Below are 25,817 nucleotides of genomic sequence, written 5' to 3'. Positions count from 1 at the left end.
ACGAAGCCAGGTGCCCATGCCCGCAGAGAACGAGACGCAGAAGGTCGAAGCGGTACTGCGCGAACATGCGATGAGCTACCCCGGCGCCCACGAGGACTTCCCCTGGGGCCACCGCGCGATGAAGGTCAATGACAAGACCTTCCTCTTCATGACCGTCGACGGCGAGAAGCTGAACCTCTCCGCCAAGCTGCCCGACTCGAAGGACGCCGCCCTCACGCTGCCCTTCACCGAGCCCACCGAGTACGGCCTGGGAAAGAGCGGCTGGGTGACCGCCCACTTCGACGAGGCCTCGCAGGTGCCGGTGCCCGTCATCAAGGCGTGGATCGACGAGAGCTACCGCGCCATCGCGCCGAAGAAGCTCGTGGACCAGTTGCCCGCCCGGGGCACCGCCGTCCCCGGCCCCGCCGCGAAGCCGGCCAAGAAGGCCGCCGCGGGCAAGAAGCCCTCCGTGCGCCGGGCCGTGGCCCCGGCGAAGAAGGCCGCGAAGAAGGTCGTGGGCAAGGTGAAGGCCGTGGCCAAGAAGGCCGCCGCCCGCGTGAAGACCGCGGCGAAGAAGGCCACCAAGAAGGTGGCGAAGACGGCCTCCGCCGCCAAGGCCAAGACGGCGCGCAAGGCCGCCGCTCCGGCCCGGGGCAAGCGCGCCGCCACCTCCGCGCCCAAGCGCGCCCGCCGCTCGTAGGCAGGCCCCACACGCGACGAGAAGGGGGCCCTTCGGGGCCCTGCCCTTCCCGCGCGGTGGGACTTCAGGAAGCGGCTACTTCTTGCTCCGGCCCATGGGGCCCTTGGCCGCCGCCTTCGCCACGGCCGTCTTGCGGCGAGCGGCCGGCGCGGACTTCTTCGCGGGCTTCGCCTCCGGCTCCACGAAGAGCTTGTCGTAGTCGCGCATGCTGCGGCGGATGACCTCCAGCGCCTCCTGCCGGTCGTAGACCTCCGCGATCTCCACGCTGCGCTTTCCCTCGCCCGGGATCTGCTTGTAGGTGAGGAAGTAGTGCTTCAGGCGGTCCAGCAGCGGGCGCGGCAGCTGCGCGATGTACTGGAGCTCGCCGTACACGAGGTCCGACTCCAGCACCGCGATGATCTTGTCGTCGGCCTCATTGCCGTCGACCATGCGGAAGCCGCCCACGGGCACCGCGTGCACCAGCAGGTTGCCGTTGGAGACGACCTTCTCCGTCAGCACGCAGATGTCGATGGGGTCCCCGTCGCCGAGGATGTCCTTGTGGCCGGTGCGCTCCGCGCAGCGCTTCGCCACCTGCTCGCCGCAGTACGTGCGCGGGATGAAGCCGTAGAGCGTGGGGCACTGGCTGCTGAAGCGCTGCGGCCGGTCCAGCATCAGGATGCCGGACTCCTTGTCCATCTCGTACTTCACGGCGTCCGTGGGGACGATCTCGATGTACGCGGTGACGACTTCAGGGGCCTCCGGCCCGGGCGCGATGCCGTGCCAGGGGTGGGCCTGCGACTGGGCCTGGGTGCTCTTCTTCATGAAATGTCTCCCGAGCGCTGGCGCGCCTCGGCGTACAGCCCCGCCACCGCTTCTTCCAGGCGGCGGGTAAGGGTATCCCGGTCAGCCAACGTCAGCCCTTCGGTGGGCACGGGCTTGCCCACCACCAACGCGACCCGCTGGCCCCACTGGATGGCCCGCCCGCCCTTGGGGAGGATGAGCCGCGTGCCGGAGACGGCCATGGGGACGACGGGGACCTGCGCCTGGATGGCCAGCGTGGCGGCGCCCTTCTTGAAGGGCCTCAGCTCGCCATCCGGGCTGCGCGTGCCTTCCGCGTAGAAGAGCACGCTGACCCGCTCGCGCAGCGCCGTCACGGCCTCCTGGAGCCGGGCCCGGTCATCCGCGCCGCCGGTGCGCTGCACGGGGATGTTGCCCGCGACGCGCATGGCCCGGCCGAACACGGGCACCTTGAAGAGCTCCGCCTTGGCGACGTAGCGCGTGTGCTTGTCGATGTGCGCGAAGTTCACCATCGCGTCGAAGTGCGACTGGTGGTTGCTCACGAAGACGACGTTGCCGTCCTTCGGGATGTTCTCCAGGCCGAAGGCTTCGTGCCGCACGCCCGCGGCCGCCAGCGCCGAGCGCCCCCAGGCCCCCAGCACCTTGTCCGCCGCCGGGTGCTGCTCCAACCCGGACAGCAGCGTCACCGTCGCGGACGTCACGCCCGTGAGGCCCACCGTGGCCGTGCCAGCGAACAGCGTCTGGAGCACCTTGAGCATCAGACGAACCCGTGGGCGGGGAACAGGAGGACGTCCTCGATGCGCTGGACCCCGAGCAGCAGCATCAGGATTCGGTCGAGCCCCACGGCGATGCCCGCGGACGGCGGCATGCGGCCCACCGCCTCCAGGAAGCGCTCGTCCAGGGGATACACGGCGCGGCCCAGCTTGCGGCGCAGCTCCTGCTCCTCCACCAGCCGCGCGCGCTGCTCCACCGCGTCCGTCAATTCAGAGAAGCCGTTCGCCAGCTCCAGCCCCTTCGCGTACAGCTCCACCCGCTCCGCCACGCGGCCGTCGCCGGGCTTCAGCCGGGACAGCGCCGCCATGGACGCGGGGTACTCGATGAGGAAGGTGGGCCGCTCGTGGCCGAGCCCCCGCTCCACCCGCTCCAGGAAGAGGTGGAAGAAGACGTCGTCGAAGGACGTGGAGTTCCCGGTGTGCACGCCCACGGCGTCCGCGGCCCGCTTGAGCGACGCGCCGTCCGGGTGCACGTGGATGTCCACGCCCGTGGCGCGCAGCACCGCGTCCCGCACCGTCACGCGCTCGTATGGCGTGCGCGTGAAGAAGGCGGGGTCCGCGACAGGGTCACCCTCCTTCGCGTCCGCCGCCACCCGGCCCGCCGCCGCCAGCGCGCCCTCCAGGTCGTCCATGATGGCGTGGTAGTCCGCGTGCGGCCGGTAGAACTCCAGCAGCGTGAACTCCGGGTTGTGCGTCTGGGATACCTCGCCGTTCCGGAACACCTTGCATATCTGGAACAGCGGCCCCGCGCCCTGCGCGAGCAGGCGCTTCATCGCGTACTCGGGGCTGGTGTGCAGGTAGAGCGTGCGCGCCTTGCCCAGGTCCGTCTCCGGGACGAAGGGCGTCTCGAAGGCGGAGATGTACGGCTCCATGCCGGGCGTGGGCACGAGCAGCGGCGTCTCCACTTCCAGGTAACCCTGGCCAGCGAAGAACTGTCGCAGGGCGGAGTAGAGGCCCTGGCGTCCCCGGGCCGCTCGCCATGGGTTTACGTTGGGCATCGGCGGGTCGGAAGTAACATGGGCGGCCCATGTCCCCAAGGATTCCGTCCCTCCTCGCCGCCGCCATGTGTTTGCTGAGCGCCTGTCACAAGGCGCCACCCCCGGTGGTGGTCCCCCCTCCCAGCGAGGAAGAACTGCTGACCGGAGAGGTGAACGCCCTGTCCACGGAGGCCGCGCTCCTCCTGGAGGAGCAGCACCGGCTCGTCTGGGACTTCTGGACGGAGGGCAAGGCGGTGGACATCGCCGCCACCTACAGCGGCAAGCAGGCGCTCTTCAGCCTGGAGAACCTGCGGCGCATCGACCGGCTGCGACACCTGACCAAGGACCCGCGCGAGCTGCGCGCCCTCACCGCGCTCCACGGTCACTTCGCCGGTGAGTTCCTGTCGCACGAGCTGGCCGAGCACAACGACGCCTCCGCCAACCTGGAGGCGTCCCTCAAGCTGAACGTGGACGGGCGCGAGGTGAGCTACCACGACCTGGAGCGGCTGCTCGCCAACGAGAAGAGCGCCCTCCGGCGCAAGGCGCTCTACGCGGCGGCCACGCCCGCGCTCACGCGCCTCAACCAGACGCTCCTGCGCCGCGAGTCACGCACCCGCGAGCTGGTGCAGCAGATGGGCTTCGAGTCCTACGAGGCCTTCGGCAGCGAGCTGCGGCAGGCGGACCTGGAGCGGCTGGCGCAGCTGGCGGAGGAAGTGCTCCAGGCCACCCAGGAACCGTACCGGCTGGTGATGGAGCGGCTCTCCCAGCGCGAGCTGGGGCTGCCCTTCGCGCAAATCACGCGCGCGGACATCCCGCGCCTGTTCCGCTCGCGCGAGGTGGAGGACGCGTTCCCCAAGGGCGAGTCGCTGGCGAAGGCCCAGGCCACGGTGGCGGGGCTGGGCATCGACCTGAACGCGCTGCCCAACGTGAAGGTGGACGCGCGCGACCTGCCGCGGAAGAACCCGCGTCCGCTGGCCCTGGCGGTGAAGGTGCCGTCCGACGTGAGGCTGTCCTTCAAGCCGGGCACGGGCGTGCTGCACCAGGGCCGCGTGCTGCATGAAGTGGGGCACCTCCTGCACACGGCCTTCACCCAGGAGGCCCGCTTCGAGCTGGCGCGGCTGGGCAACCCCACCGTGGGCGAGGCGTACTCCGCGCTCTTCGAGGACCTGCTGGAGGACCCGGTGTGGCTGGAGGAGAACGCGGGCGTGCTGGGAGATGCGGACAAGCGCGCCCAGTACCTGGCGGCCTCCAGCGCGCACAAGCTGTACCTCATCCGCCACGCTGCGGGCCGGCTGCTCTACCAGCTGGAGCTGCACCGCCGCACGGACGTGGATCCGCGCGAGCTGTACCGCGCGCTGATGGCGCGCACGGGCGCCATGCCGATGACGGCGGACGACGTGGAGCGATACCTCGTGGACCAGGAGGACTTCTACCAGTCCGCCGACAGCTTCCGGGCGTGGTTCCTGGCGGGGCAGCTCCAGGGTCAGCTGAAGGCGCGCTTTGGCCCGGCGTGGTGGCACGCGCCGGAGGCGGGCGCGTTCCTCAAGGAGCTCTGGGCCCGGGGCACCGCGCCCTCCGCGCGCGAAGTGACGCAGGCGATTGGTGAGAACGGGCTCGCGCCGGACGTGCTGCTCTTGCGGCTGAGCACCACGCTCCAGGTGCCCATGAAGCTGGACCTGCGCCGGTTGGACGACACGCCCGCGCAGCCGTCCCCACCGCCGGCGCCGCCTCCGGTGCCCCAGATGCCCCGGGCCCAGGCCACGTCGCTGGCCTCGTAGGCACACGCCTCCACGCCCCACCGGGCCCTTCCCGTCCCCGCCGGTTGCACGTAGGGTCCAGGGCCATGGTGTCCGTGAAACAGCTCCGTCCCTTCGCGGGAGCCTCGCTGGAGTCCTTCCGGTCCGCGTCCGGCGCTATCGCCCTCATCCAGCAGCCCGTGGACGCCGCCTTCAAGGCCGTGGTGGCCCCGGGCATGGTGGGCATGCGCACGGTGGGGATGGCGCACCGCTCGCGCATGGAGGAGCGGCTGCTCGCGATGCTGCGCGACTTCGACAACCTGGAGGTGCACTTCCTCCAGCCCAACCAGGACGGCGAGGAGTTCACCGTGGGCCGCACCGACGCGTGCGACCTCGTGGTGCCGGACCCCTCCGTCTCCCAGCACCACGCCACCCTGCGCTGGAACGCGGGCACCGGGGACTTCTCCGTGCGCGACGCCCAGTCCATGAACGGCACCTTCATCAACGGCGCGCCCCTGGGCTTCAAGGCCCAGGTGATGCTCCACGACGGCGCCACGCTGGCCTTCGGCGACGTGCAGTTCCTCTACCTGCGCGCGGAGACGCTGCACGAACAGCTGCGCCTCGCCGTGCCCGGCACGCCCGCCCCCTGAAACGCGCGAAGGCCCCGCCTCCACACAGGGAGACAGGGCCCTCGTTCAAGTCAGCGCGGACAGCCGCGGGACTACAGCAGCTTCATCAGCTCCGCGCGCTTGGCGGCGTACTCCTCGTCGGAGAGCACGCCCGCGTCCTTCAGCTCCTTGATCTCCTTGAGCCGCTGCGCCGGGCTGCGCGTGTCCGCGGGAGGAGCCGCCTGCGCGGGCTCCGCGGGGCGCTGCTGCTGCTGCTGCTGGTTGGCGAACATCTGCGCCATGCCGAACCCCATGCCCATGCCCATGCCCTGCATGGCGCCGTCGGAGCCGCCACCACCCTTGGCCATGCCCTCGGACGCGCCGAGCATCGCCTGCCCTTGCGCGTACTGCTGGAAGCCGCCCGCCAGCCGCGAGTACGCGACGTCCTTGGACAGCTTCTTCAGGGTGACTTCGTCCTCGGGCTTGATGCTGACGACGAAGTTGCCCATGCGGACGATGGTGAGGCCGTAGGAGTCCACGTGCGGCTTCAGGCCGGCGAGAATCTCCTGCTCCATCTCCTCCACGTAGGCGCCGCTCGTCACGTCCAGCAGCGGCCACTTCTTCTTCACCAGCAGCTCGGCGGTGCGGTCGCGCGTCACCTTGAGCACCTGGCCCTTGAACCAGCCCAGGAACTCCTCGTTGGAGGCGCGGCCCATGCCGACCAGGCCCACCACCAGCTTCTCCGGCTCCGTCACGCGGATGGAGAAGTCGCCGTACACCATGGTGCCGATGCCCAGGCCCGTCTCCGGGTCGCGCACGTCGCCAATGGGGCCGCCGAACTTCACGCCCGTGTGCTCACGGTTGGAGACGAAGAAGATCTCCGCCATGAACATGTTGCCGCCGGTGAAGCCCTCCAGCAGGCGCGACAGGAACGGGATGTTGTTGGTGTCCAGCGTGTGGCGGCCGGGCCCCAGCTTCCCCTCCACCTTGCCGTCCTTGACGAACAGCGCCACCTCATCCGCGTCCACGGTGAGCTGCGTCTTCATCCGGACGTTCTTCTCCGGATACTTGTAGACGATCTCACCCTTCGCGCTGTCCGCGCGGGCGATGAAGTTCCGCTGCGCCTCGCCCTTGATGCTGTCGAAGATCCCCATGTCTGTTTCAGCGCCTCCGTGGCCGCGTGGGCGGCAGGTCTTCAAAGCTTCGTATCCCCAACCCCTAAATGCGGGGCCGCCGGCGCGAAAGCGCCACCGCGCTTCACCCGGCATCCTGCCCGGAACATAACAGCTTCACGGGCGCCTGCCCGTCCGCCCGGCCCCCTGGCAGTCCACTCTCCAACCCGCCAGTGACTCAACCCCAGCGGCTGACCAGACGTTCCCGGTCCAGGAACCGGATGCTGGCCGCCAGCAGGATGAAGTCCAGCACCAGCACCACCGCGCCCTGGATGGCGTAGTACTCCACGCCCGCCTTGAGCACGCCGGCCACCTGGCCTCCCACCAGCCCCACCAGCGGCAGCACCACCAGCGCGGACAGCTGCTGCGCCATGCGCGCCTCGCTCACCCGGGCGGAGATGAGCACCGCGACGCCGTTGCCGAAGAAGGCGAACAGCGGCGCGAGCACGAACACCCCGAAGCCCCACAGCGCATTGGGCATCAGCGGCGCGCCCACCAGCGGCCACGCCACCCAGTCCACGCCCACGCAGAACAGCGCGAAGGCGACCCAGGTCAGCACCACCGCGGGCACCAGCGCGGCCAGGCACTTGCCCGCCACCAGCTCCGCCGCGGACACGGGCGACGCGAGCAGCGGCTCCAGCGTGCGGCGCTCCTTCTCCCCCGCCACGCTCTGGGACGCGATGAGGATGGGGATGAAGACGGGCATCACCAGGAACATGCCGAACCAGTCGGTGAGCGACTTGTCGATGAGGAAGCGCGCCGCGCTCGCGCCCAGGGGCAGCGTGGGGTCGTAGAAGAGCGCCACCGTGCGCAGGTCCGCGTGGTCCGGCTGGCGCACGTACGTCCACACCACGCCAATGGGCACCGTCACCATCACCAGCGGCAGCACCGCCATGGACACGAGCAGGCCCACGTTCTTGCGCAGGTCCAGCGAGTCCTTCCAGAACACCGCCAACGCGCGTCGCGGCCGGAAGGCCATGCTCACGTCTCCTCTTCCCGCAGCAGCTCCAGGTACACCTCTTCCAACGGCCGCTGCGCGGGCACCACGCTGTGCACGCGAGCCCCCGCCGCCACCAGGCGCGCCACCACGTCCGGCGCCCGCGCCTCATCCGCCAGCATCACCCGCAGGCGCCCGCCCTCCACCAGCACGTTGGGCCGGAAGGGCAGCGCCGCCAGCGCGGGAAGGAAGGCCTCCGCATTGCCCTCCACGCGCACGTCCAGCGACTGGCCCGCGCGGCGCAATTCGCGCACCGGGCCCAGCGCCAGCAGGCGGCGGCGCACCACGGCCACGCGCTCGCACAGCCGCTCCACCTCCGCCAGGTTGTGCGAGCACAGCACGATGGTGCGCCCCTCGGAGGCCAGCTCCGCCACCGCGTCGCGCACGGTGCGCGCGGACTCCGGGTCCAGGCCGCTGGTGGGCTCATCCAGGAAGATGACGCGCGGGTCGTGCACCAGCGTGCGCACGATGGCCAGCTTCTGGCGCATGCCCTTGCTGAAGCCGCCGCACGGGTCGTCCTCGCGGCCGCCCAGCCCGAAGCGCTCCAGGTAGTGCTTCGCCCGGGGCCACGCGACGGACTCGTCCATCTCATGCAGCTTCATGAAGAAGCGCAGGTTCTCCCGCGCGGTGAGCCGGTCGTAGAGCCCGGGCTGTTCGGTGAGCAGCCCCACCACCTTGCGCAGCGACTCGCCGTCGTGCGTGACGGAGTGGCCCCACACCTCCGCGTCGCCGCTGGAGGGCCTGAGCAGCCCCGTCAGCATGCGCACCGTCGTCGTCTTGCCCGCGCCGTTGGGGCCCAGCAGGCCGAACACCTCGCCGGGCCGCACGTCGAAGGTGAGGTCCTCCACGGCGGTGCGCTCGCCGAAGCGCTTCGCCAGTCCGCGGACGCGCAGGCCTCCCCTCGCAGGGGGCTCCGCGAGCGGGGGCGGGACGAGGATGCTCACTCGATGGTCACCAGGACGAACTTGTTGTTGATGTCCCGGTCGATGAGGGTGACGTTCTTGTCGGAGCCCACCGCGTTGCGCAGCAGGTTCACGCGGTTGTGCTCCACCAGCGCCCACTCGCGGCCGGGCCGCGCCGCGTACTGGCGCATGCGCGTGTTGGCGTCGTTGGCGCGGAACTGCTCCACCGTGTTGCGCGAGTAGAACGTCTCACCGCGCCAGTTCATCATGTACGCGGCGATGGGCTCGCCCGCCTTGCGCTGGTTGTAGTAGCGCCAGAACAGGTCGCGCTGCGTCCAGTGGTGGGACAGGTCCACCCAGTGGCCCCAGTTGAACCAGAGCGCGAACGCCGCGGCCAGGCCCCAGAAGGTGCTGAACAAGAGCACGCGCGAGCGCTGCAGCGCGGCCACCGCCGCCAGCACGCCGGCCACGCCGAACGCGAAGCCCATGCCCACCTTCACGTTGATGGTGCCGGACAGGGCCTTGAACAGCGCGTCCGACGCGGGCGGTCCCTTGAAGCCGCGCACCGCCAGCGCCACGCCCACCAGCGCCAGTCCGAAGCCCACTGCCTGGAGCACCGTGCGCCCCGGCGCCTCCTCCGGCCGCGACGCCTGCCAGATGAGGAAGCCCGCGACGGCCAGCAGCGCCACGCCCCACAGCCCCATCGCGGACACCTGCCCCTGCGAAGCCACCGCGGCCAGCGTGGCCCCGCCGGTGAGCAGCAGGCCCAGCGCGATGGCACGCCCGGCGGCCGGGCGCTCCAGCTTCGCCTTGGAGGAGAACGCGTCGAAGGCCAGGTACACGCCGAAGGCCAGCAGCACCAGCGTCACCAGGTCGCCCATCCACAGCGGGCGCGAGGAGAAGAACGCGATGGGCTTGGTGACCAGGTCCTGCGGATAGGGCCGGTCGTAGTTGTAGACGAACAGGTCGGTGAAGTCCTTGGGGTTCTCCGCCAGGTCCTTGCCCACCAGGATGAAGAGAATCAGGCCGAAGATGAGGCTCACCGCGTGCTCGGAGATGCCGTCCCTCCACAGCCGGTCCACGAACAGCGCGATGAGGATGGCCAGGCCCGGCAGCACCGGGAACACGTAGTGGTGGAACTTCGTCGCGCTGGAGGCCAGCAGGTAGAACGCGAACGCCACCCACAGCACGGCGATGAGCGCCAGGTGGTCCGCCTTGTCCCGCGAGCGCAGCTTGAGGCGCGACACGACCGCGAACGCACCGGGCAGGAGCGCCACCCACGGGAAGATGGCGAAGCCGCCCTGTTCGATGAAGTAGGTGAACGACCCGCCCGGCGTGGTGGTGTGCACGCCCGCGGTGAGGCGGTTCAAGTGGTCGTGGATGAAGAAGCGGTACCAGAACAGCTTGCCCTCGTCGTCCACGCCGTTGAAGAGCACCAGCGTCAGGTACCAGGGCACCGCCACCGCCGCGAACACGAGGATGCCCGTGCCCAGCTTCATCCGGTACATCTGCGCCCACAGCACGGGCATGGTCCGCGTGCCCGCGCGCACCTGGGCGCGGACCTCGCCGCGGGTGAGCCAGCGCAGGTGCTCCTCCAGGCTCTCGCGGTTCCACGGGATGACGCCAGCGACCGCGTACAGCACCAGGATGACCGCGGGCAGGCCCACGCCCAACAGGCCCTTGGCCAGCGAGGCCAGGCCCGCGAAGACGTAGAACGCGTACCACCAGGCGGCGCGGTGCTTCGTGGTGTCATCCAACTGCCCGATGATCGCGCACGCCATGGCGCACACGAAGGTGGTGACGAAGGGCGTGTCGGTGACGGTCTGCCGGGTGAGCAGGAAGTACAGCGGCATGGTGGCCAGCACGAAGCCCGTGGCCAGGCCCGCGCGCATGTTCACCACGCGCGCCACCGCCAGCGACAGGAGCGCCACGGCCGTGATGCTCAGGAGCGCGAAGGGCATGCGCATGCCCCACTCCGTGTAGAGCCCCATGGCGCCGTCGCCGCGGAGCGCGCCGACGAGGTTCATCCCCAGCGCCTGCATCCACATGGTGAGCGGCGGCTTGGAGAAGAACCACGCGTTCTCCCAGAAGGGATAGACGTAGTCGCCGCGCTGGATCATCTCCCGGCCCACCTCGCCGTAGTGCGTCTCCCAGGGGTCCCACAGGCCGACCGCGCCCAGGTAGGGCACGAAGAGCAGCGCCGCGAAGCCCGCGGTCGCCAGGACCACGCGCGCGCTGAAGGACAGGGCCAGCCACCGCCGCCCCCATGAAGACGTCAGGGTGTCATCACCGAGGATGGCCTGGGTGAAGGTGGATTCCCCCTGCGAGTTCTTTTCGCCGTCGCTTGCCACGCGCGCGTGCTCCTTCGTCGTCCGGGACGGGCCACCGTGCACCCCATGGGGCCGGGGGGCTTATATCCCCACCACCCCCGCCGGTCGACCGACCTGGAAGGGAGTGCGTCGTTCTCGCGCCAGCGCACGCGCTGCCGCGTGCACAGGGGCTGTGCAGGCGCCTGCACAGCCGCACGGGCAAGTCCGCGAAAGGCCGTCCTCCAGCCAGGGGCACGGGCCTTGTAATGCCCCCCCATCACCAAGCCTGACCGCGTGGCCGGAACGCGAAGGGCCGCTCAATCTCAAGAGGAGCAGTGATGCTGGTTTCAGCGGTGACCCTGGGATGTGCCTTCCTGCTGGGGCAGGTGGAGGCGCCGGAGGGGACGGAGCCCCAGGCTCCGGTCGAAGCTCCGGTCGAAGAGACGGTGGAGGCAACGCCCCCCGCGGCGCCGGAGCCGTGGGACTTCCAGATGGCCGTTCCAAACGCGTCGTCTCCCCAGCAGCCCTATGGTGGGCAGGTGCGGTGCCTCGCCCTGCCGCCCACGCCCGCCGTGCCTTCCGGAGCGTGGCGTGCCCACTGCGACGACGTGAAGCGGGAGTGCCTGGTGTCGCCCGCCCATGAGCTGGACGTGGAGGGCCACGAGAAGGACCAGCCCCTGCAGCGGGTGGACGGGTGCGTGCCGAACCTGATGCCCATGGAGACGGCGCGCCAGTATCGCATGGTGCCCGCCATCGCGGAGGCGCCGCCGGGCTGGTACCGCGACGAGCGCGGGCGGGTGCTCCAGTACAACTTCGACCTGCACCGGCGCGTCTACGTGGGCGGGGCCTGGGCGCCGCGCTGGGTGCGCGAGACGGACCGCCTGGAGGAACGCGTGCGGGTGGACTTCGGCGTGGACCTGGAGTGGCCAGGAGACTCGGACCGGCTGCACCGGATGACGCTGCTGGACACAGAACTGTACCTGGGGGACGCGCCCTCCTACGAGGCCACGCTCCTGCGCTACGACTTCCGCAGCCAGAATGACGCGCCGCTCTTCCGGGTGACGACCTTCTACGGCCGCCCCCGGCGCTTCGACATCTACGCCAACCTCGGCTTCTGGATGGAGGTGCTCCACGGCGAACAGGCGCGCCGCGAGGACGTGCACGCGGACTTCCTCTCCGTGGTCGCGACAAACGTGACGCTGGACCTGTGGCACTCGAGCGACCTCGTATCCTACGTGCGCCTGCGGGCCGGTCCCGCCCTGGAGCGCGACCGGACGAACGGCTTCTTCACGCTCGTTCCCGCGGCGGCGCTGGAGGGGGACCTCACGCTGGACCGGGACGGCTTCCACCACGTGCGCTTCGGCGCGGAGGCCCAGAAGGTGCTGTTCGCGGAAGCCGTGGAGGGCCGCCCCCTGCGTCCGGAGCGGCTGCGGCTGCGCGCGAGCTATGAGGTCATCGCCCTGGCCATCAACGACCAGCCCGTGAGCCTGACGCTGGACGGGCGCGGGACGTGGCGTGACGACGTGGCGAACGCGCCCGCCGGCTGGGAGTGGTCCGCTCAGGCGGGCCTGCGCTTCTCCATGTGGGCCCCGGCCAGAAGGTCCGCGCCGTCGTCCTCTCCCGGGAAGGGCTAGGTCCGGGATGGTGGCGCTCGCGCTGGCATTGCTCCTGGGCACCACGCCCGGCCTGTCCTGTCAGGGCCAGACAGCGACCGGGGAGACGTTCCCCACCTGCTTCGACCCCGGCACCGGCTGGGTGCTGGGCACCGCGCTGCGTGTGCAGGACGACGCGGAGGCCCTCGCCGTGCGCACGGGGTTCCTCGTCCGCACGGTGCGCTCGAGCGGCAGCAAGGCGGACTCGCTGTGGATCGACTCTCACCGGCTGCTCATGACGGAGGCGTGGGGCGGCGAGCAGAAGGGGCTGACCTTCACCGCGTACGACGGACTGCTGCGCAGGCACGTGGAGGAAGGCTCCCTCCTCGTCACCATCGGCCGGCCCCGGAACATCCCCTTCCCGTTCGACGTCGCCCTCGCCCTGCGCGCGGCGCACCTGGAGCGGCGCGTCTGGGAGGGCCCGGGCTGGACGCTGGAGACGGGCCGCGTGGGACTGCTGCTGGATCCGCTCCGCACGAACACGGAGTGGGGCTGGCTGGCCGTGGGCCCCGCCGCGAGCCATGCCCTGCGACACTCACCGGAGGGCACCCGGAACGAGGCGTCCCCCTTCACGTCCCTGCTGCTCGACGCGGGCTGGGAGACGCGGGATGGCAGGTGGGCCCTGCGCGCGACGGGGCTCGCGGGCTGGAGCTTCGACTTCGACGGCGGCGCCCACTTCCGGGCGAGGGGCGAGGTCGCGCTGGAGCACGTGCTCCTCGCGGTCAACGACGCGCCGGTCTTCGCGCGGCTCACCGCCACGGGAGTGCTGAACGACGCGGGCCTCTTCCGGCGCGACGAGGGGATGCTGGGCGCGGGGCTCGCGGTGCGACCGTTCGGCGAGCGCTGAACTCCCGCGTCACCGCCTCTGGGGAGCCGGCCCCGGCGCCTCGACCGCCGCCTTCAAGGCGCCCTCGGCCGCGCGCAGGCGCGCATTCCGAGGGTCCACGCGACGGGCCTCTTCCAGGCGCAGCAGGGCTTCGGCCGTATCCCCCTGCGCCAGCGCGCAGCGCACGCCCGCCTCCAGCGCGCCGGTGTCGGACGGCCCATACACCCGCGCCTCCGCCGCGGAGTGACAGCCCGCCTCCACCTGCCCGGATTCAAAGTACGCACGGGCCAGCTCCACGCGCGTGTCCACCTGCGTCGGCGCCAGCCGCACCGCCGACGCCAGGGGCTCCACCGCATCCGCCGGCAGCCCCCACCGCCGCAGCGCATGCCCCAGCTCCCGCAGCGGCCCCGCCACGCCCGGCACCAGCAGCGCCCGGGCCCGGGCGACCCGCAGGCTCGCGGGTTCCTCGAAGCGCACGTCCGCCGTCATCCGCTCCACCACCCGCGCGTACGCCGGGTAGGCCTGTGGCCAGGTGAAGACGAGCCGGTACACCCACTCCCCACGTGGCACGAACCACGCCACCAGGTGCGTCCGCCCCCCCACCCCGTCCAGCTCCGCGCGGATCCGCTGCGCGGGACGGCCTCCCAGCGACGCGGGCTCGACGGCGCCCGCGGACACCGTGCGCCCCTCCGGCCCCGCCCGCCCCGGCACCAGCGACGCGTCCAGGAAGTGCCGGGCCTGCACCGAGCCGTCCCCGGGCTCACCCGCCTCGATGGCCTCCGCCGTGAGCGTGGCCCGCCCCAGGCCCTTCAGGCCATTGGAGAAGGCCCGCCGCTCCTGGCCGTCCTCCTCGCGGCGCCAGCCGTCCGGCAGCGACACCGCCACCCCGAAGCCGTCGTCGTGCTCCACCCGCCACCGCGACCGCTCCGCCACCACCACCGCCGCGCCCAGCCCCGCGAGCCCCACCAGCGCCACCGCCCGGAAGCCCCCCGGCCCCCACGCCCGCGAGCGCAAGAGGACACCCACGAGCAGCCCCGCCATCAGCCCCCCCATGTGCCCGGCGTTGTCCACGCCCACGCTCGTCCAGCCGAGCCACAGGAAGACGAGCACCGTGGGCAGCGCGTTCTCCCCGGAGAACCACCCGAGCCGCGCCTTTCCGGCCCCGGTCCGGGCGCGCCGCCCCAGCACCAGCAGCGCCCCCACGCACCCGAACACCCACCCGGACGCGCCCACGCTCACCGTTGGAGACCACCAGAGCGAGCCCGCCATCGTCGCCAGCCCGGACACGGCGAGCAGCGCCACGTAGTCCCACCACCGGCACGAGCGCTCCACCGCCGTGCCCACCCCCGCGAACACCAGCAGGTTGAGGCCCAGGTGCAGGGCGTCCCGGTGCAGGAGGTTGGCCGTCAGGAGCCGCCAGCCCTGCTCCGCGTCCGTCACCAGGGGGCCGGACTTGGCCCCCCAGTGGAGCAGCGCATCCACTCCGGGTGGGCCTCCGGACGCCACCAAGGTGTACAGAATGGCCTGCGCCGCGATCAGCGCTATCGTGAGCCCCGGTATCCTGCCCTCCCCACCCTTTCCGGCCAATCGACCGATGGACAACAGTGCCTTCCTGCCCCTGGGATGGGCGAAAAACCCTGTTGTTCTCGGGGGATACATGGCTTGTCTCGGCAAAGGGCATTCTGCTATAGCTGTACTCGGACCGGACCCGTGCTGAAGCTCATCATCGAAGACGACGAGGGGCGCAAGACCGTTGTTCCCTTCGTGCGCGACGAAATCACCATTGGCCGTCAGGAGGGGAACACCATCCGCCTGACTGAGCGAAACGTGTCACGTCGACACGCCCGGCTCGTGCGCCTCAATGGACACGTCGTGCTCGAAGACCTGGGGAGCTACAACGGCACCCGGATCAACGGAGAGCGCGTCGCAGGCCAGCTCCCTCTCAAGGAGGGCGACCTCATCCAGATCGGCGACTACGATCTGGCGTTGCAGGTCGAGGGCGCGGCCAACGCCGGCGCTCCTACTGGCGCCATCACCGCCAAGGTGCCCGCCTCCCGCCGGCCGGAGCCGGAGCCCGAGGAGGAGGACGACGACGAGGTCGCCGGAGGTCCCCGTCCCCGCGACACCATGGTGGATGGTGAGGACGAGGCGGAGGACGACGACTCGGGCGACGAGCACGAGCACACGCCCGTGTCCGCGGATGCGCGCCGCAACGCCACGTCCATCATCCGCATGGACCAGATGGAGGCGGACCGGCCCCGGCGCGTGGAGCGCGTGCCCGAGGACGAGCAGCCCCGGCTGGTGGTGCTCGGCCCCGCCGAATTCAAGGGCCAGGAGTACGACTGCAACCGCACGGAGCTGCGGATCGGCCGCACGTCGGAGAACGACGTGGCCCTGGACCACCGCTCGCTGTCCCGCACGCACGCGAAGGTCGTGCGCGAGGAGACCGGCGAGTGGCGCGTCATCGACATGCAGTCGGCCAACGGGATGACGGTCAACGGCGAGAGCTACGCCCAGGCGACGCTCTCTCACGGTGACATCATCGAGATGGGCCACGTGAAGCTGCGCTTCGTGGGGCCCGGCTCGCTGGAAGACGACATCGCCGCGCAGGGCCGCACCGGCTCCAAGAAGATGTGGGTCGCCGCGGTCATCGCGTTCCTGTCCATTGGCGCGGGCGCGGCGATCTTCGTGGTGAAGGGCCAGGACCTGCTGCCCAAGCCGCCGGACACCACGCCCCCCGTGGTCGCCGCGGATCCGCAGTCCATCCCGGAGCCGCCGCCGCAGACGAAGCCCCCGGAGACGAAGCCCCCGGAGACCGTGGCCGCGAACCCGCCCGCGACGCCTGAGAAGGCGCCCGAACCTCCGGCGGATCAGGCCTTCCTGGATGCGCTACAGGGGGGCAAGTTGAACATCGCCGCCACCGCGCTCGATTCGCTCCGCAAGACCAAGGCGCTTCCGGCCACGACCCTGGAGGCGCATCAGGCACGGCTGGACAAGGAAAAGAAGGCGGACAGCGCCATCCAAGCGACCCGCAAGGCCCTCAAGGCCAAGGAGGTCGATGGCGCGGTCAAGAGCTTCAGCGCCATCCCCGAGGACACGGTCTTCGCGGAGGCCCGCAGGGAGCTGAGCGACCAGTTGGAAGCCGCGCAGGCGCAGGCCGCGCAGACCACCCCTGTGACGGAGCCCCCTCCTTCGGATGCGCAGGGAGCGACTACCGCCGCCAAGAAGCCGGCTGGGCAGCCCACGTCCGAGTACATGCAGCGAATGAAATCGGCGGAGGGGGTTGCCAAGAACATCGAGGAGATCCAGGCCAAGGTCCGCGCCCTGATCAAGGATCAGGAGCTGGATAGGGCGCTGGTGATTGCCAAGGACTGCGCCTTGATGGCGCCAGACATCCCTGAGTGCCACCTGATGCTGGGCTTCACGTATGCGAAGCGCAATGAAACCGAGATGAGCGTGCGGCACTACGGGCAGTTCCTCTCCCTCACGGATGAGGGTTATCCCAAGCGCGACCTGGTGATCAAAGCCCTGGGCAAGCTCACCGAGACGCCGCCCCCGACGCAAAATCCCCCCACCTCACGTGATGGCAAGTAGATCCCCGCAGCACTTCCCTCAACCCTGCAGCGAGGAGACGCTGTGCAGATTCGCATCCTGGTAGTTGATGACGAGCAGGACAACTGCGACTACCTCAAGCTCGTGCTGACCCGTGAAGGCTACGAGGTCGTCACCACCACGGACCCCACGCAGACGGTGGACATCCTCCGTGGCTCCGACTTCCATCTCGTCATCCTCGACATGATGATGCCGCAGATGTCCGGCACCGAAGTGCTGGAGCTGATCCGCAAGTACGACACGGACATCGCGGTCATCGTCGCCACGGCCTACCCCACCGTGGACACGGCCGTCGCGTCGCTCAAGGCGCAGGCGTCCGACTATGTGAAGAAGCCCATGGAGCCGGAGCAGTTCACGGCCGCCGTGCGCAACGCGCTGCAGAAGAAGGGTCTGTCCCAGGACCCGGAAGCGGACCTGCACCGCGCCATCGGCCGCACCATCCGCGACGCGCGCAAGACGCAGGAGCTCACGCTCAAGCAGCTGGCCCGCCGCACCGGACTGTCCGTGTCCCTGCTGTCCCAGATTGAACGCGCGGAGTCCTCCGCGTCCATCTCGTCGCTCTACAAGATCGCCTCCGCGCTGCAGCTGCGCATGGGCGAGCTGTTCGGCGACACCTAGCGGCCGGAGAACCGGGGCGCGCGCTTCTCCAAGAAGGCCGCGCGCCCCTCCTTCGCGTCCTCGCTGCCAAACGCCTCGCCGCGCACCTGACGCAGGTGCGCGACGTCCTCCGGGGACAACCCGGAGCGCGCCAGCAGCCCGAACGCCTCCTTCATCCCCGACACCGCCTTCGGAGCCCCCGCGGCCAGCGTCGCGCACAGCGCCAGCGCGCGTCCTTCCGCGTCCTCGGGGCACTCATCCAACAGGCCCCACGCGAGCGCCTCCGCCGCCGGCAGCCGGCGCGCGGTGAGGAACAGCTGCTTGGCGCGCGACAGCCCCACCAGCCGCACAGCCCGCGACAGGCCCTCCGGCGAGTACACGATGCCCAGCCGGGCCGGAGGCATGAGGAAGAACGCGTCGGAAGCCCCCACGCGGAAGTCGCAGGAGGCCGCCAGGTCGAAGCCCGCGCCCACCGCGCCGCCCTGCACCAGGGCCACCGACGGCGCCGGGTGCCGCTCCAGCTTCAGCAGGCACGCCACCAGCGGGTCATCCGGCAGCCGCCCGTCCGCGCCCGGCGGCCCCAGGTGCGTCAAGTCGTAGCCCGCGCAGAAGTGGCCGCCCTGGCCGCGCACCAGCAGCGCTCGCACGTGGGTGGCAGGCTCCAGCGCCGCGTCCATCCGGGCCAGCAACGCGTCATTCAGCGCGTTGCGCCGCGACGGGTTGGAGACGGTGAGCACCCGGACACCGCCCTCGCGATCCTCCACCTCCAGCGTGGGCTCCATCCTGCGCGTCGCTCCCGTCTCCTTGCGTGAAGCCCGTGGCTACTCAAGCACCACGAGGACGTCACCCTCGTTGACCGCCTGCGCTTCCTTGCAGCGGATCTCCTTCACCGTGCCGCCCTCTTCGGCCTCCACGGGCATCTCCATCTTCATGGACTCGAGGATGACGAGCGTGGTGCCGGCCTCCACCTTGTCGCCCACCTTCACTTCGATCTTCCACACCGTGCCCGTGATGTGCGCCGCAACGTCCGCCATGAACCGTCCCTCCTCGGGTGGGAAACGAGCGCGGGGGGTCTCCCCGCCGCCCTTTAAGGCTTCGCGTGATGATCCAGGAAGTGCGTGTCCAGCTCGCCGGCGCTGAAGGCAGGGTCCTTCAGGATGCGCAGGTGGAGCGGGATGTTCGTCTTGATGCCTTCGATGCGGAAGGACTCCAGGGCCTTCACCGCGCGGGCAATGGCCTCGTCGCGCGTGGCGCCGCTGATGATGAGCTTGGCGATCATCGGGTCGTAGTTCGGCGTCACCACGTCCCCTTCCGCGTAGCCGGAGTCCAGGCGCACGCCCTCGCCCGTGGGCGGCTGGAACACCTTCAGGGGGCCGGGGGACGGGAAGTACTTCACCGGGTCCTCCGCGTAGATGCGGAACTCCAGCGCCGCCCCTTTGCGCTTCACGTCCTCCTGCTTCACCGTCAGCTTCTCACCCGCGGCGATGCGCAGCTGCCAGCCGATGAGGTCCAGGCCGGTGGTCAGCTCCGTCACCGGGTGCTCCACCTGGAGCCGGGCGTTCATCTCGATGAAGTACACCTGCCCGTCGGAGTACAGGAACTCCACCGTGCCCGCGTTGGCGTAGCCGAACGCCTTCGCCGCCTTCACGGCCGCCGTGAAGAGCGTGTCCGCCAGCGCCGCGTTCCGTCCGTTGGCGAACAGCACCGACGGGGCCTCCTCCACCACCTTCTGGTGCCGGCGCTGGATGGAGCACTCGCGCTCCAGGCCGTGGATGAGGTGGCCGTGGGTGTCGCCCAGAATCTGGACCTCGATGTGGCGGGGCGCCGGGAAGTAGCGCTCCAGGTACACGCCCTCGCGGCCGAAGGCGGCCTTCGCGCGGTCCGTGCACTGGCGGTACACCTTCTCCAGCTCCGCGGGGGTGTTCGCCGCCGCCATGCCAATGCCGCCACCGCCGCTGGCGGCCTTGCACAGCACCGGGTAGCCGATGCGCTCCGCGGCCTCCAGGGCGCTCTGCACGTCCGGCAGCACGCCGTCGCTGCCCGGCACCACCGGCACGCCCGCGGCGGACACCAGCTTGCGCGCCTGGCTCTTGTCCTTCATCCGCGCCATGGCCTCCGGCGGCGGACCCACGAAGACCATGCCCGCGTCCGCGCACGCCTGGGCGAACTCGCCGTTCTCCGACAGGAAGCCGTAGCCCGGGTGCACCGCCTGGGCGCCCGTCTTCTTCGCGGCCTCCAGGATGGCAGGGATGCTCAGGTAGCTGTCCTTCGCGGGCGCGGGGCCGATGCGCACGGCCTCGTCCGCTTCCTTCACGAAGGGCAGGTTCACGTCCGCGTCCGAGTGCACCGCCACCGTCTTCACGCCCATGCCCCGGGCCACCGCCCCGATGCGACGCGCGATTTCACCCCGGTTGGCGATGAGCAGCTTCTGGAACATGGCAGGCACCCTGGCGTTGCGAAGGGCGGCCAAACTAACCCCCACCCCCCTGACTGACAAGCGTCCGGGCGGTCGCGCAACAGGTCCGTACAGTCCCGTAAATTTGCGGGCTTGCGAGCCCCTGGCGTACCTTGCCCGACGTGAATCCTCCCTCGACAGGAACGCACAGCGTCGTGGACCTGCATGGTGCCCGTCGCGCCCGCCGTCTGGACTTGTACCGGAACCGGCTCAACCAGCGGCAGCAGGACACCCGCGCCAATCTGGTGACGCTCTACGAGGGCGGCACCCTCTTCACGCCCGATGGCACCCAGCAGGGCCGCTCCCTGCTCAAGGCCCTGCAGTTGCTGCAGCGCGCCGGCACCCGCCTGGAGGAGCTGTCCGGCGACGGGCTGCTTCCCGCCCCCAGCGCGTCGGAGCGCATCGACGCGCTCTACGACGAGGTGGACGGACTGTTCACCAAATGCGACCGCCTCACCGGCAGGGGCACGGCGAGCGTCGCCCGCCTCCCCCGCTAGTGTCCCCGCCGCTGCCTGACTACGGCAGCTCCGTCTGGCCCTGACGGCGCAGGAACGTGGGGATGTCGAACTGATCCTCGTCCAGGGGCAGCGCCGCGTCCTTCACCACGGCCGTGCGCGCGCTCTGCATGGACGACTTGGGCGACTCCACGGTGGACATGGCCGGACGCGGAGTGCCCTTCGTGGGCACCAGGCTGGCCACCTCCTCGCGCGACGAGGACAGCACGGAAGGCTGCGTGGAGGGACGGCCCACCAGCGGCACCTGCACCACCTGAGCCATGGGGCGCACCTTGGGCGCGTCCCGGTGCACGAAGCCCGTGGCGATGATGGTGATCTTCACCTCGTCCTGGATCTGCTCGTCGATGAGCGACCCGAAGATGATCTCCGCCTCGCCGTCCGCCGCGTCGTGCACCAGCGTCAGCGCCTCGTTGACCTCCTGCAGGGTCATGTCGCGGCCGCCGGTGATGTTGATGAGCAGGCCCGTGGCGCCGTCGATGGAGACGTCCTCCAGCAGCGGGCTGGAGATGGCCTGCTGCATGGCGGTGACGGCGCGGCGGTCGCCACAGGCGTGGCCCGTGCCCATGAGCGCCAGGCCCTTGTCGCTCATGATGGTCTTCACGTCCGCGAAGTCCACGTTGATGTAGCCGTGGTACTGGATGAGGTCGCTGATGCCCTGCACGGCGTTGAGCAGGACCTCGTCGGCGCGCTTGAAGGTCTCCAAGAGCGGCATGGGCTCATTGGAGAGCGACAGCAGGCGCTGGTTGGGGATGGTGATGAGCGTGTCCACCGCGGCCTTGAGCTCCACGATGCCCTGCTCGGCCTGCTTGCGGCGCTTGTTGCCTTCGAAGAGGAAGGGCTTGGTGACGACACCCACCGTGAGGCAGCCCAGGCTCTTGGCGATGTCCGCGATGATGGGCGCGGCGCCCGTGCCGGTGCCACCGCCCATGCCCGCGGTGACGAAGACCATGTCGGCGCCTTCCAGCACCGCGGCGATCTGATCGCGCGACTCCAGGGCGGCCTCGCGGCCCATCTCCGGATTGGCGCCGGCGCCCAGGCCCTTGGTGAGCGCCTGGCCCAGCTGCAGCCGGGTGGGCGCCTTGCTCGCGGCGAGCGCCTGGACATCGGTGTTGGCGGCGATGAAGTCGACGCGATCCAGCTTCGACAGAATCATCGTGTTGACCGCGTTGCATCCCGCCCCGCCCGCGCCCACGACACGAATCTTCGCGGCCTGCTTGTTCTGCTCGAACTGGTCCATGTCGTCCTCGTGGCGGAAGCACCGCGGCGCCGTCCGCGGAAACACCCACCCTCAACAATCATCAGGAAGTCGGGCGCTTTGGCAAGTATTCCGCTACCAGCCTGTAGCGCCCTGCTGCGCGGCCGAGTCCTGACGCCCACTTACGCGAATGGCATCAGCGGCCATGCGGACATCGCGCGGATGTAAACACCCTCTTGACTCGCGTCCGGTGACTCGCCGTGACCAGTTGTACGCGCCTTCCGCGCACGCATGACGTGACAGGACGGGGCGTGGATGACGAAAAGGCCCGGCTCCCTCGGGGGGAACCGGGCCTTGCGTGTTTCATTCCTGAAGTGCAGCGCTACGGGGCGGGCTTCTCCACTTCCACCTTGGCCATCCGCGTGATGTTGAACTCCACGCGGCGGTTGTTCTCACGGCCCGCGGCCGTCTTGTTGGTGTCCACCGGCTTCGACTCACCGAAGCCCTCGGACTCCAGGCGCTCGCCCGCGATGCCCTCGTTGACGAGGAACGTCTTCACGCTGGCGGCGCGACGCTTGGACAGGTCCAGGTTGGCGGCGTCGTTGCCCTGGCTGTCCGTGTGGCCCTCGACGCGCAAGAGCTCCACCTGCGGGTTGGCGCGCAGCACGGCGGCCACCTGCTTCAGGATGGGGAACGAGCGCGGCAGGATGACGTCCTTGTTCGTGGCGAAGTAGACCTTCTCCAGGATGAGGATGCGCTCGCCCTCGACGAGCACCTTCACCTTGCCCTTGTCGGGGCAGCCGTCCTCGTCATCCACGCCGTTGATGGTCTCCGGCTCCAGCGGGCACTTGTCCGCCGTGTCGGGGATGCCGTCCTTGTCGTTGTCCGGATCCGGGCAGCCGTCCTCGTCCTGGAAGCCGTCGAAGTCCTCGGGCGCGTTGGGGCACTTGTCGTCCGGGTCCATCAGGCCGTCGCCGTCGGTGTCCACCGGCGCGGGCGGAGGCGGCACGGGCTTCGTGTCCGGGCAGCCGTCATCGTCATCGAAGCCGTTCACCGTCTCCGGCTCGTTGGGGCACTGGTCGGCCGTGTCCAGGATGCCGTCGCCGTCGTTGTCCGGATCCGCGCAGCCGTCCTGGTCCTGGAAGCCGTCGAAGTCCTCGGGGCCTTCCGGGCACACGGGCTTCGGAGGCGCCGGGGCGCGCTCCGGGGTGCTGTAGGCCACGGACGCGAGCACGCGGAAGGTCGGCGTGCCGTAGCCGTGCGTGAGGCCCGGGCCCGCGCCCACCTGCGCGGACAGACCGGTAGGCGCGCGGTACTTCAGGGCCGCGAGCAGCTCCAGGGGACGCTCCTCCTCGTTCTGCTGCTTGAAGCCCATCGAGCCCACCAGCGAGGCCTGGGCGGCCAGCGGCAGGTCACCCAGCGGAACCTCCGCGCCCACCCCGTACGCCAGCGCGCTGCCGACGTTCAGGTTGCGCAGCTGCTGCGACTCGCGGATGTCCACGCCCACGTTGGCGAGCACGCGGAAGCGCTTGCCGTACTCCGCCACCACGCGCGGGTTGACGGACACACCGGACCCGCCGAGGAAGTTCGACGCACCACCGGTGGGCAGCGAGATGGGCAGCACCACGGACACGCCGTAGTCATCGCCATCCAGCAGCCGCGCCTTCGGGATGAGGCGCAGGTCGCCGATGCCGCCCCCGCTCACCCCATTGGCGAAGGAGGAGTCCACGGCCGGCGAGTTCTCCGAGCCCTGAATGGTGATGGGCAGCACGACGCCGATTTCGAACCGGTCGAAGAGGCCGACGGCGCCCATCAGGTCGAAGCCCACCTGGCTCTTCACCAGGGAGGTGACGTACGTGTCCGAGCGGGGGTCGAAGAAGTTGAGCGGCTTGTCGGCGTAGTTGACCGACAGCCCCACGTTCCACCCCAGGTGCCGCTGCACCTTCGCGCCGTGCACCGCGAGCACGTCCGCGACGCCCGGGCCCGGCTTGTACTGCTGCACGTCGATGGCCTGCGACACGGCGGTGGCCTGCGCGTGGGCAGGGGTGCCCATGCCCACGACCAGCGCCATGACGAACACGGCCAGCGCCCCACCCGCGCGCGCCAGGAGGTCCCCGGCGCGGCGGAAGCGGCGGCCCACCAGGGGCAGCGCCAGCAGCATCAGCGCGAAGGGCGCCAGCGAACCGGAGCCGCCCGTGCTGCAGCCGTGGCCCACGACCAGGAAGTCGTCGTTGGCGTCGAGCGGATCGGAGCCGCCCTTCACTTCCGTGCCGTCATCGATGCCGCCCTGGTCGGTGTCCTTCATGTTCGGATCCGTCTCCGTGGCGTCACGGCGGCCGTCGTGGTTGGCGTCCTCCTCGCCGTCCTTCAGGCCGTCGCCGTCCGTGTCCGGGTTCTTCGGGTCCGTCTTCGTCGTCGGATCCGCGTCCGGCTTGAAGTTCGGGGACGTCTTGTCGGTGCCCGCCGGAGCGGTCTCCGCGGTGACACCCATCTCCGTGCCGTCGTTGATGCCGTCGTTGTCGCTGTCCGGGTCGAGCGCGTCGATGACGCCGTCGCCGTCCGTGTCCGTCAGTCCGTCGATGCCGTCCGGCACGCCGTCGTCGTCGGAGTCGGAGTCGAACGGATCCGTCCTGTGCTCCAGCTCCGTGGCGTTGTCGATGCCGTCGCCGTCCGCGTCCTGGTCATCCGCCGGGTTGAGCGGGTCGGACTCCTGCACGTCCACGCGGCCGTTGTGGTTCCTGTCCTCGATGCCGTCGAACACGCCGCCGTTGTCGGTGTCGGGGTCGAGCGGGTTCGTCTTGGTGTCGGGGTCCTGGTCCGCCTTGAACTTCGTCGGGTCGGTGTCCGTGCCCTGCGGCTGGGTGAGGCCCAACTCCAGGCCGTCCGTCAGGCCGTCGTCGTCCGTGTCGATGTCGTTCGGATCCGTCTCGGTCGGGTCCTTGAGGCCGTCGTGGTTGGCGTCCTCGTTGCCGTCGGTGAGACCGTCGTCATCCGTGTCGTCGTCCAGCGGGTTCGTCTTCGTCGACGGGTCCTTGTCCGCCACGAACCTGGTCGAGTCGGTGTCGTCGCCCTGCGGCTGGGTGAGGCCCAGCTCCACGCCGTCGGTCAGGCCGTCGCCGTCGGTGTCCGGGTTGTTCGGATCCGTCTCGTCGGCGTCGACGACGCCGTCGTGGTCCTTGTCCTCGTTGCCGTCGAGGATGCCGTCGTCATCCGAATCGTCGTCCAGCGGATCCGTGCCGCCCACCTTGACCTCGATGCCGTCGGGGATGCCGTCGCCGTCGGTGTCCGGGTTGTTCGGGTCGGTGCCCGCGAGGACTTCTTCGGCGTCCGTCAGGCCGTCGTTGTCCGTATCCACCGTCCCCGCCTGGTTGACGGTGAAGGTGGTGGTCGCGGTCGTGCTGTTCGTGCCCGCGCCGTTCGTGGACACCGCGGTGACGGTGTACGTGCCGTCCGCCAGCGGGCCGGGCAGCGCCTGGCTCCAGTTGCCGGAGGCGTTCACCGCGATGGGGCCGTAGATCGTGCCCTGGAACAGCACCGTCACGGACGTGGCGTTCGCGGACGTGCCCGACACCGTCACGTTGGGGACCACCACCGTGGCGCCGTTGGCCGGGACGGTGATGGCCACCGTCGGGGCGGCCGTGTTCACCGTGAAGGTGGAGGTCGCGGGCGTGCTGGTGTTGCCCACCGCGTCCACCGCCACCGCCGTCACCGTGTACGTGCCGTTTGCCAGCGGGCCGGGCAGCGCCTGGCTCCAGTTACCCGAGCCATCCACGGGGATGGGGCCGTAGTCCGTGCCCTGGAAGGACACGGTCACGCTCGTCGCACCGCCCGCGGTCGTACCGGTAACCGTCACGTTGGCGCCCACCGTGGAGCTGTTGGCCGGCGTGGTGATGGTCACCGTCGGCGCGGTCAGGTCCACCGTGAAGGTGGTGCTGTCCGGCGTGCTGGTGTTGCCCGCCGCGTCCGTGGCCACCGCGGTCACGGTGATGGAGCCCTCCGGCAGGGACACCGGCAACTGGTAGCTCCAGTTACCCG

21 protein-coding genes are annotated in these 25,817 nt (G+C 70.3%); 8 read left to right on the top strand and 13 right to left on the bottom strand.

What is annotated here, in order from left to right; translation table 11 throughout:
• The first annotated feature begins 16 nt into the window (after window positions 1-16).
• Window positions 17-679 (top strand): MmcQ/YjbR family DNA-binding protein, encoded by a 663-nt coding sequence (locus D7X30_RS32380; protein WP_120566827.1) that lies wholly within the window; start codon window positions 17-19, stop codon window positions 677-679.
• A 75-nt stretch (window positions 680-754) separates the two neighbouring features.
• Here the strand turns inward: D7X30_RS32380 and D7X30_RS32375 are convergent, their stop codons facing one another.
• Genes D7X30_RS32375 through epmA form a run of 3 tightly spaced genes read right to left on the bottom strand, consistent with a single transcriptional unit; the run spans window position 755 to window position 3,227 of the window.
• Window positions 755-1,480, bottom strand: a complete 726-nt coding sequence (locus D7X30_RS32375; protein WP_120566826.1) for an inorganic pyrophosphatase — start codon at window positions 1,478-1,480, stop codon at window positions 755-757.
• Window positions 1,477-2,214: a 1-acyl-sn-glycerol-3-phosphate acyltransferase gene (locus tag D7X30_RS32370; RefSeq protein ID WP_233591911.1), complete on the bottom strand. Its 738-nt coding sequence runs from the start codon at window positions 2,212-2,214 to the stop codon at window positions 1,477-1,479. Before D7X30_RS32370 ends, D7X30_RS32375 begins: the two co-directional genes overlap by 4 nt.
• On the bottom strand, window positions 2,214-3,227 hold the full coding sequence (gene epmA, locus D7X30_RS32365; RefSeq protein ID WP_120566824.1) for an EF-P lysine aminoacylase EpmA: 1,014 nt from the start codon (window positions 3,225-3,227) through the stop codon (window positions 2,214-2,216). Before epmA ends, D7X30_RS32370 begins: the two co-directional genes overlap by 1 nt.
• Window positions 3,228-3,331: 104 nt before the next feature.
• Here epmA and D7X30_RS32360 point away from each other — a divergent pair, with 104 nt between their 5' ends.
• Window positions 3,332-4,984, top strand: a complete 1,653-nt coding sequence (locus D7X30_RS32360) for a chromosome segregation protein SMC (RefSeq protein ID WP_370039676.1) — start codon at window positions 3,332-3,334, stop codon at window positions 4,982-4,984.
• Window positions 4,985-5,049: 65 nt separating this feature from the next.
• A complete protein-coding gene (locus tag D7X30_RS32355) occupies window positions 5,050-5,592 on the top strand; it encodes an FHA domain-containing protein (RefSeq protein ID WP_120566822.1) in 543 nt (180 codons plus the stop codon).
• Between the two features lie 71 nt (window positions 5,593-5,663).
• On the opposite strand, the gene D7X30_RS32350 is transcribed toward D7X30_RS32355, so the two are convergent.
• The 4 genes from D7X30_RS32350 to D7X30_RS32335 all read right to left on the bottom strand — a co-directional run bounded on the left by D7X30_RS32350 (window position 5,664) and on the right by D7X30_RS32335 (window position 10,972).
• Window positions 5,664-6,704: an SPFH domain-containing protein gene (locus tag D7X30_RS32350; protein WP_120566821.1), complete on the bottom strand. Its 1,041-nt coding sequence runs from the start codon at window positions 6,702-6,704 to the stop codon at window positions 5,664-5,666.
• A gap of 196 nt (window positions 6,705-6,900) precedes the next feature.
• Window positions 6,901-7,701 (bottom strand): ABC transporter permease subunit, encoded by an 801-nt coding sequence (locus D7X30_RS32345; protein WP_120566820.1) that lies wholly within the window; start codon window positions 7,699-7,701, stop codon window positions 6,901-6,903.
• 2 nt (window positions 7,702-7,703) lie between these two features.
• A complete protein-coding gene (locus tag D7X30_RS32340; RefSeq protein ID WP_120566819.1) occupies window positions 7,704-8,663 on the bottom strand; it encodes an ABC transporter ATP-binding protein in 960 nt (319 codons plus the stop codon).
• Complete coding sequence (locus D7X30_RS32335) at window positions 8,660-10,972, bottom strand: glycosyltransferase family 39 protein (RefSeq protein WP_120566868.1); 2,313 nt, start codon at window positions 10,970-10,972, stop codon at window positions 8,660-8,662. The genes D7X30_RS32340 and D7X30_RS32335 overlap by 4 nt, the downstream gene beginning before the upstream one ends.
• A gap of 296 nt (window positions 10,973-11,268) precedes the next feature.
• On the opposite strand from D7X30_RS32335, the gene D7X30_RS32330 reads away from it, so the two are divergent.
• Window positions 11,269-12,564, top strand: a complete 1,296-nt coding sequence (locus D7X30_RS32330; RefSeq protein ID WP_120566818.1) for a hypothetical protein — start codon at window positions 11,269-11,271, stop codon at window positions 12,562-12,564.
• A gap of 7 nt (window positions 12,565-12,571) precedes the next feature.
• Window positions 12,572-13,429, top strand: coding sequence for a hypothetical protein (locus D7X30_RS32325; protein ID WP_120566817.1), 858 nt, complete (start codon window positions 12,572-12,574; stop codon window positions 13,427-13,429).
• Between the two features lie 9 nt (window positions 13,430-13,438).
• On the opposite strand, the gene D7X30_RS32320 is transcribed toward D7X30_RS32325, so the two are convergent.
• On the bottom strand, window positions 13,439-14,890 hold the full coding sequence (locus D7X30_RS32320; protein ID WP_233591909.1) for a rhomboid family intramembrane serine protease: 1,452 nt from the start codon (window positions 14,888-14,890) through the stop codon (window positions 13,439-13,441).
• A gap of 228 nt (window positions 14,891-15,118) precedes the next feature.
• Here D7X30_RS32320 and D7X30_RS32315 point away from each other — a divergent pair, with 228 nt between their 5' ends.
• Together D7X30_RS32315 and D7X30_RS32310 are read left to right on the top strand one after the other, a co-directional pair.
• Window positions 15,119-17,002 (top strand): FHA domain-containing protein, encoded by a 1,884-nt coding sequence (locus tag D7X30_RS32315; protein ID WP_120566815.1) that lies wholly within the window; start codon window positions 15,119-15,121, stop codon window positions 17,000-17,002.
• A gap of 42 nt (window positions 17,003-17,044) precedes the next feature.
• Window positions 17,045-17,638, top strand: coding sequence for a response regulator (locus tag D7X30_RS32310; RefSeq protein ID WP_014398871.1), 594 nt, complete (start codon window positions 17,045-17,047; stop codon window positions 17,636-17,638).
• Here the strand turns inward: D7X30_RS32310 and D7X30_RS32305 are convergent.
• The 3 genes from D7X30_RS32305 to D7X30_RS32295 are packed head-to-tail and all read right to left on the bottom strand — an operon-like array spanning window position 17,635 to window position 20,054.
• Window positions 17,635-18,399 carry an enoyl-CoA hydratase/isomerase family protein gene (locus D7X30_RS32305; protein ID WP_120566814.1) on the bottom strand — a complete coding sequence of 255 codons (765 nt, stop codon included), beginning with the start codon at window positions 18,397-18,399 and terminating at the stop codon, window positions 17,635-17,637. The genes D7X30_RS32310 and D7X30_RS32305 overlap by 4 nt on opposite strands.
• Window positions 18,400-18,438: 39 nt before the next feature.
• Entirely contained in the window at window positions 18,439-18,651 is a 213-nt protein-coding gene (locus tag D7X30_RS32300) for an acetyl-CoA carboxylase biotin carboxyl carrier protein subunit (protein ID WP_120566813.1), read from the bottom strand.
• Window positions 18,652-18,704: 53 nt separating this feature from the next.
• The gene (locus tag D7X30_RS32295) at window positions 18,705-20,054 is read right to left on the bottom strand and encodes an acetyl/propionyl/methylcrotonyl-CoA carboxylase subunit alpha (protein ID WP_120566812.1); all 1,350 of its coding nucleotides are present in this window, start codon (window positions 20,052-20,054) and stop codon (window positions 18,705-18,707) included.
• A 173-nt stretch (window positions 20,055-20,227) separates the two neighbouring features.
• Between D7X30_RS32295 and D7X30_RS32290 the strand changes: the two genes are divergently transcribed.
• Window positions 20,228-20,569 carry a hypothetical protein gene (locus D7X30_RS32290; protein ID WP_233591908.1) on the top strand — a complete coding sequence of 114 codons (342 nt, stop codon included), beginning with the start codon at window positions 20,228-20,230 and terminating at the stop codon, window positions 20,567-20,569.
• A gap of 19 nt (window positions 20,570-20,588) precedes the next feature.
• On the opposite strand, the gene ftsZ is transcribed toward D7X30_RS32290, so the two are convergent.
• Window positions 20,589-21,824 (bottom strand): cell division protein FtsZ, encoded by a 1,236-nt coding sequence (ftsZ, locus tag D7X30_RS32285; RefSeq protein ID WP_120566867.1) that lies wholly within the window; start codon window positions 21,822-21,824, stop codon window positions 20,589-20,591.
• Window positions 21,825-22,164: 340 nt separating this feature from the next.
• Window positions 22,165-25,817, bottom strand: a 3,653-nt coding sequence (locus D7X30_RS32280; protein ID WP_147443374.1) for an Ig-like domain-containing protein, incomplete at its 5' end; no start/stop codon positions are given.

The organism is Corallococcus sp. AB011P (assembly GCF_003611605.1).
Lineage (GTDB): Bacteria > Myxococcota > Myxococcia > Myxococcales > Myxococcaceae > Corallococcus > Corallococcus coralloides.
The sequence above is the reverse complement of the archived record's forward strand: the minus strand, read 5'-3'. Positions and strand labels throughout refer to the sequence as shown.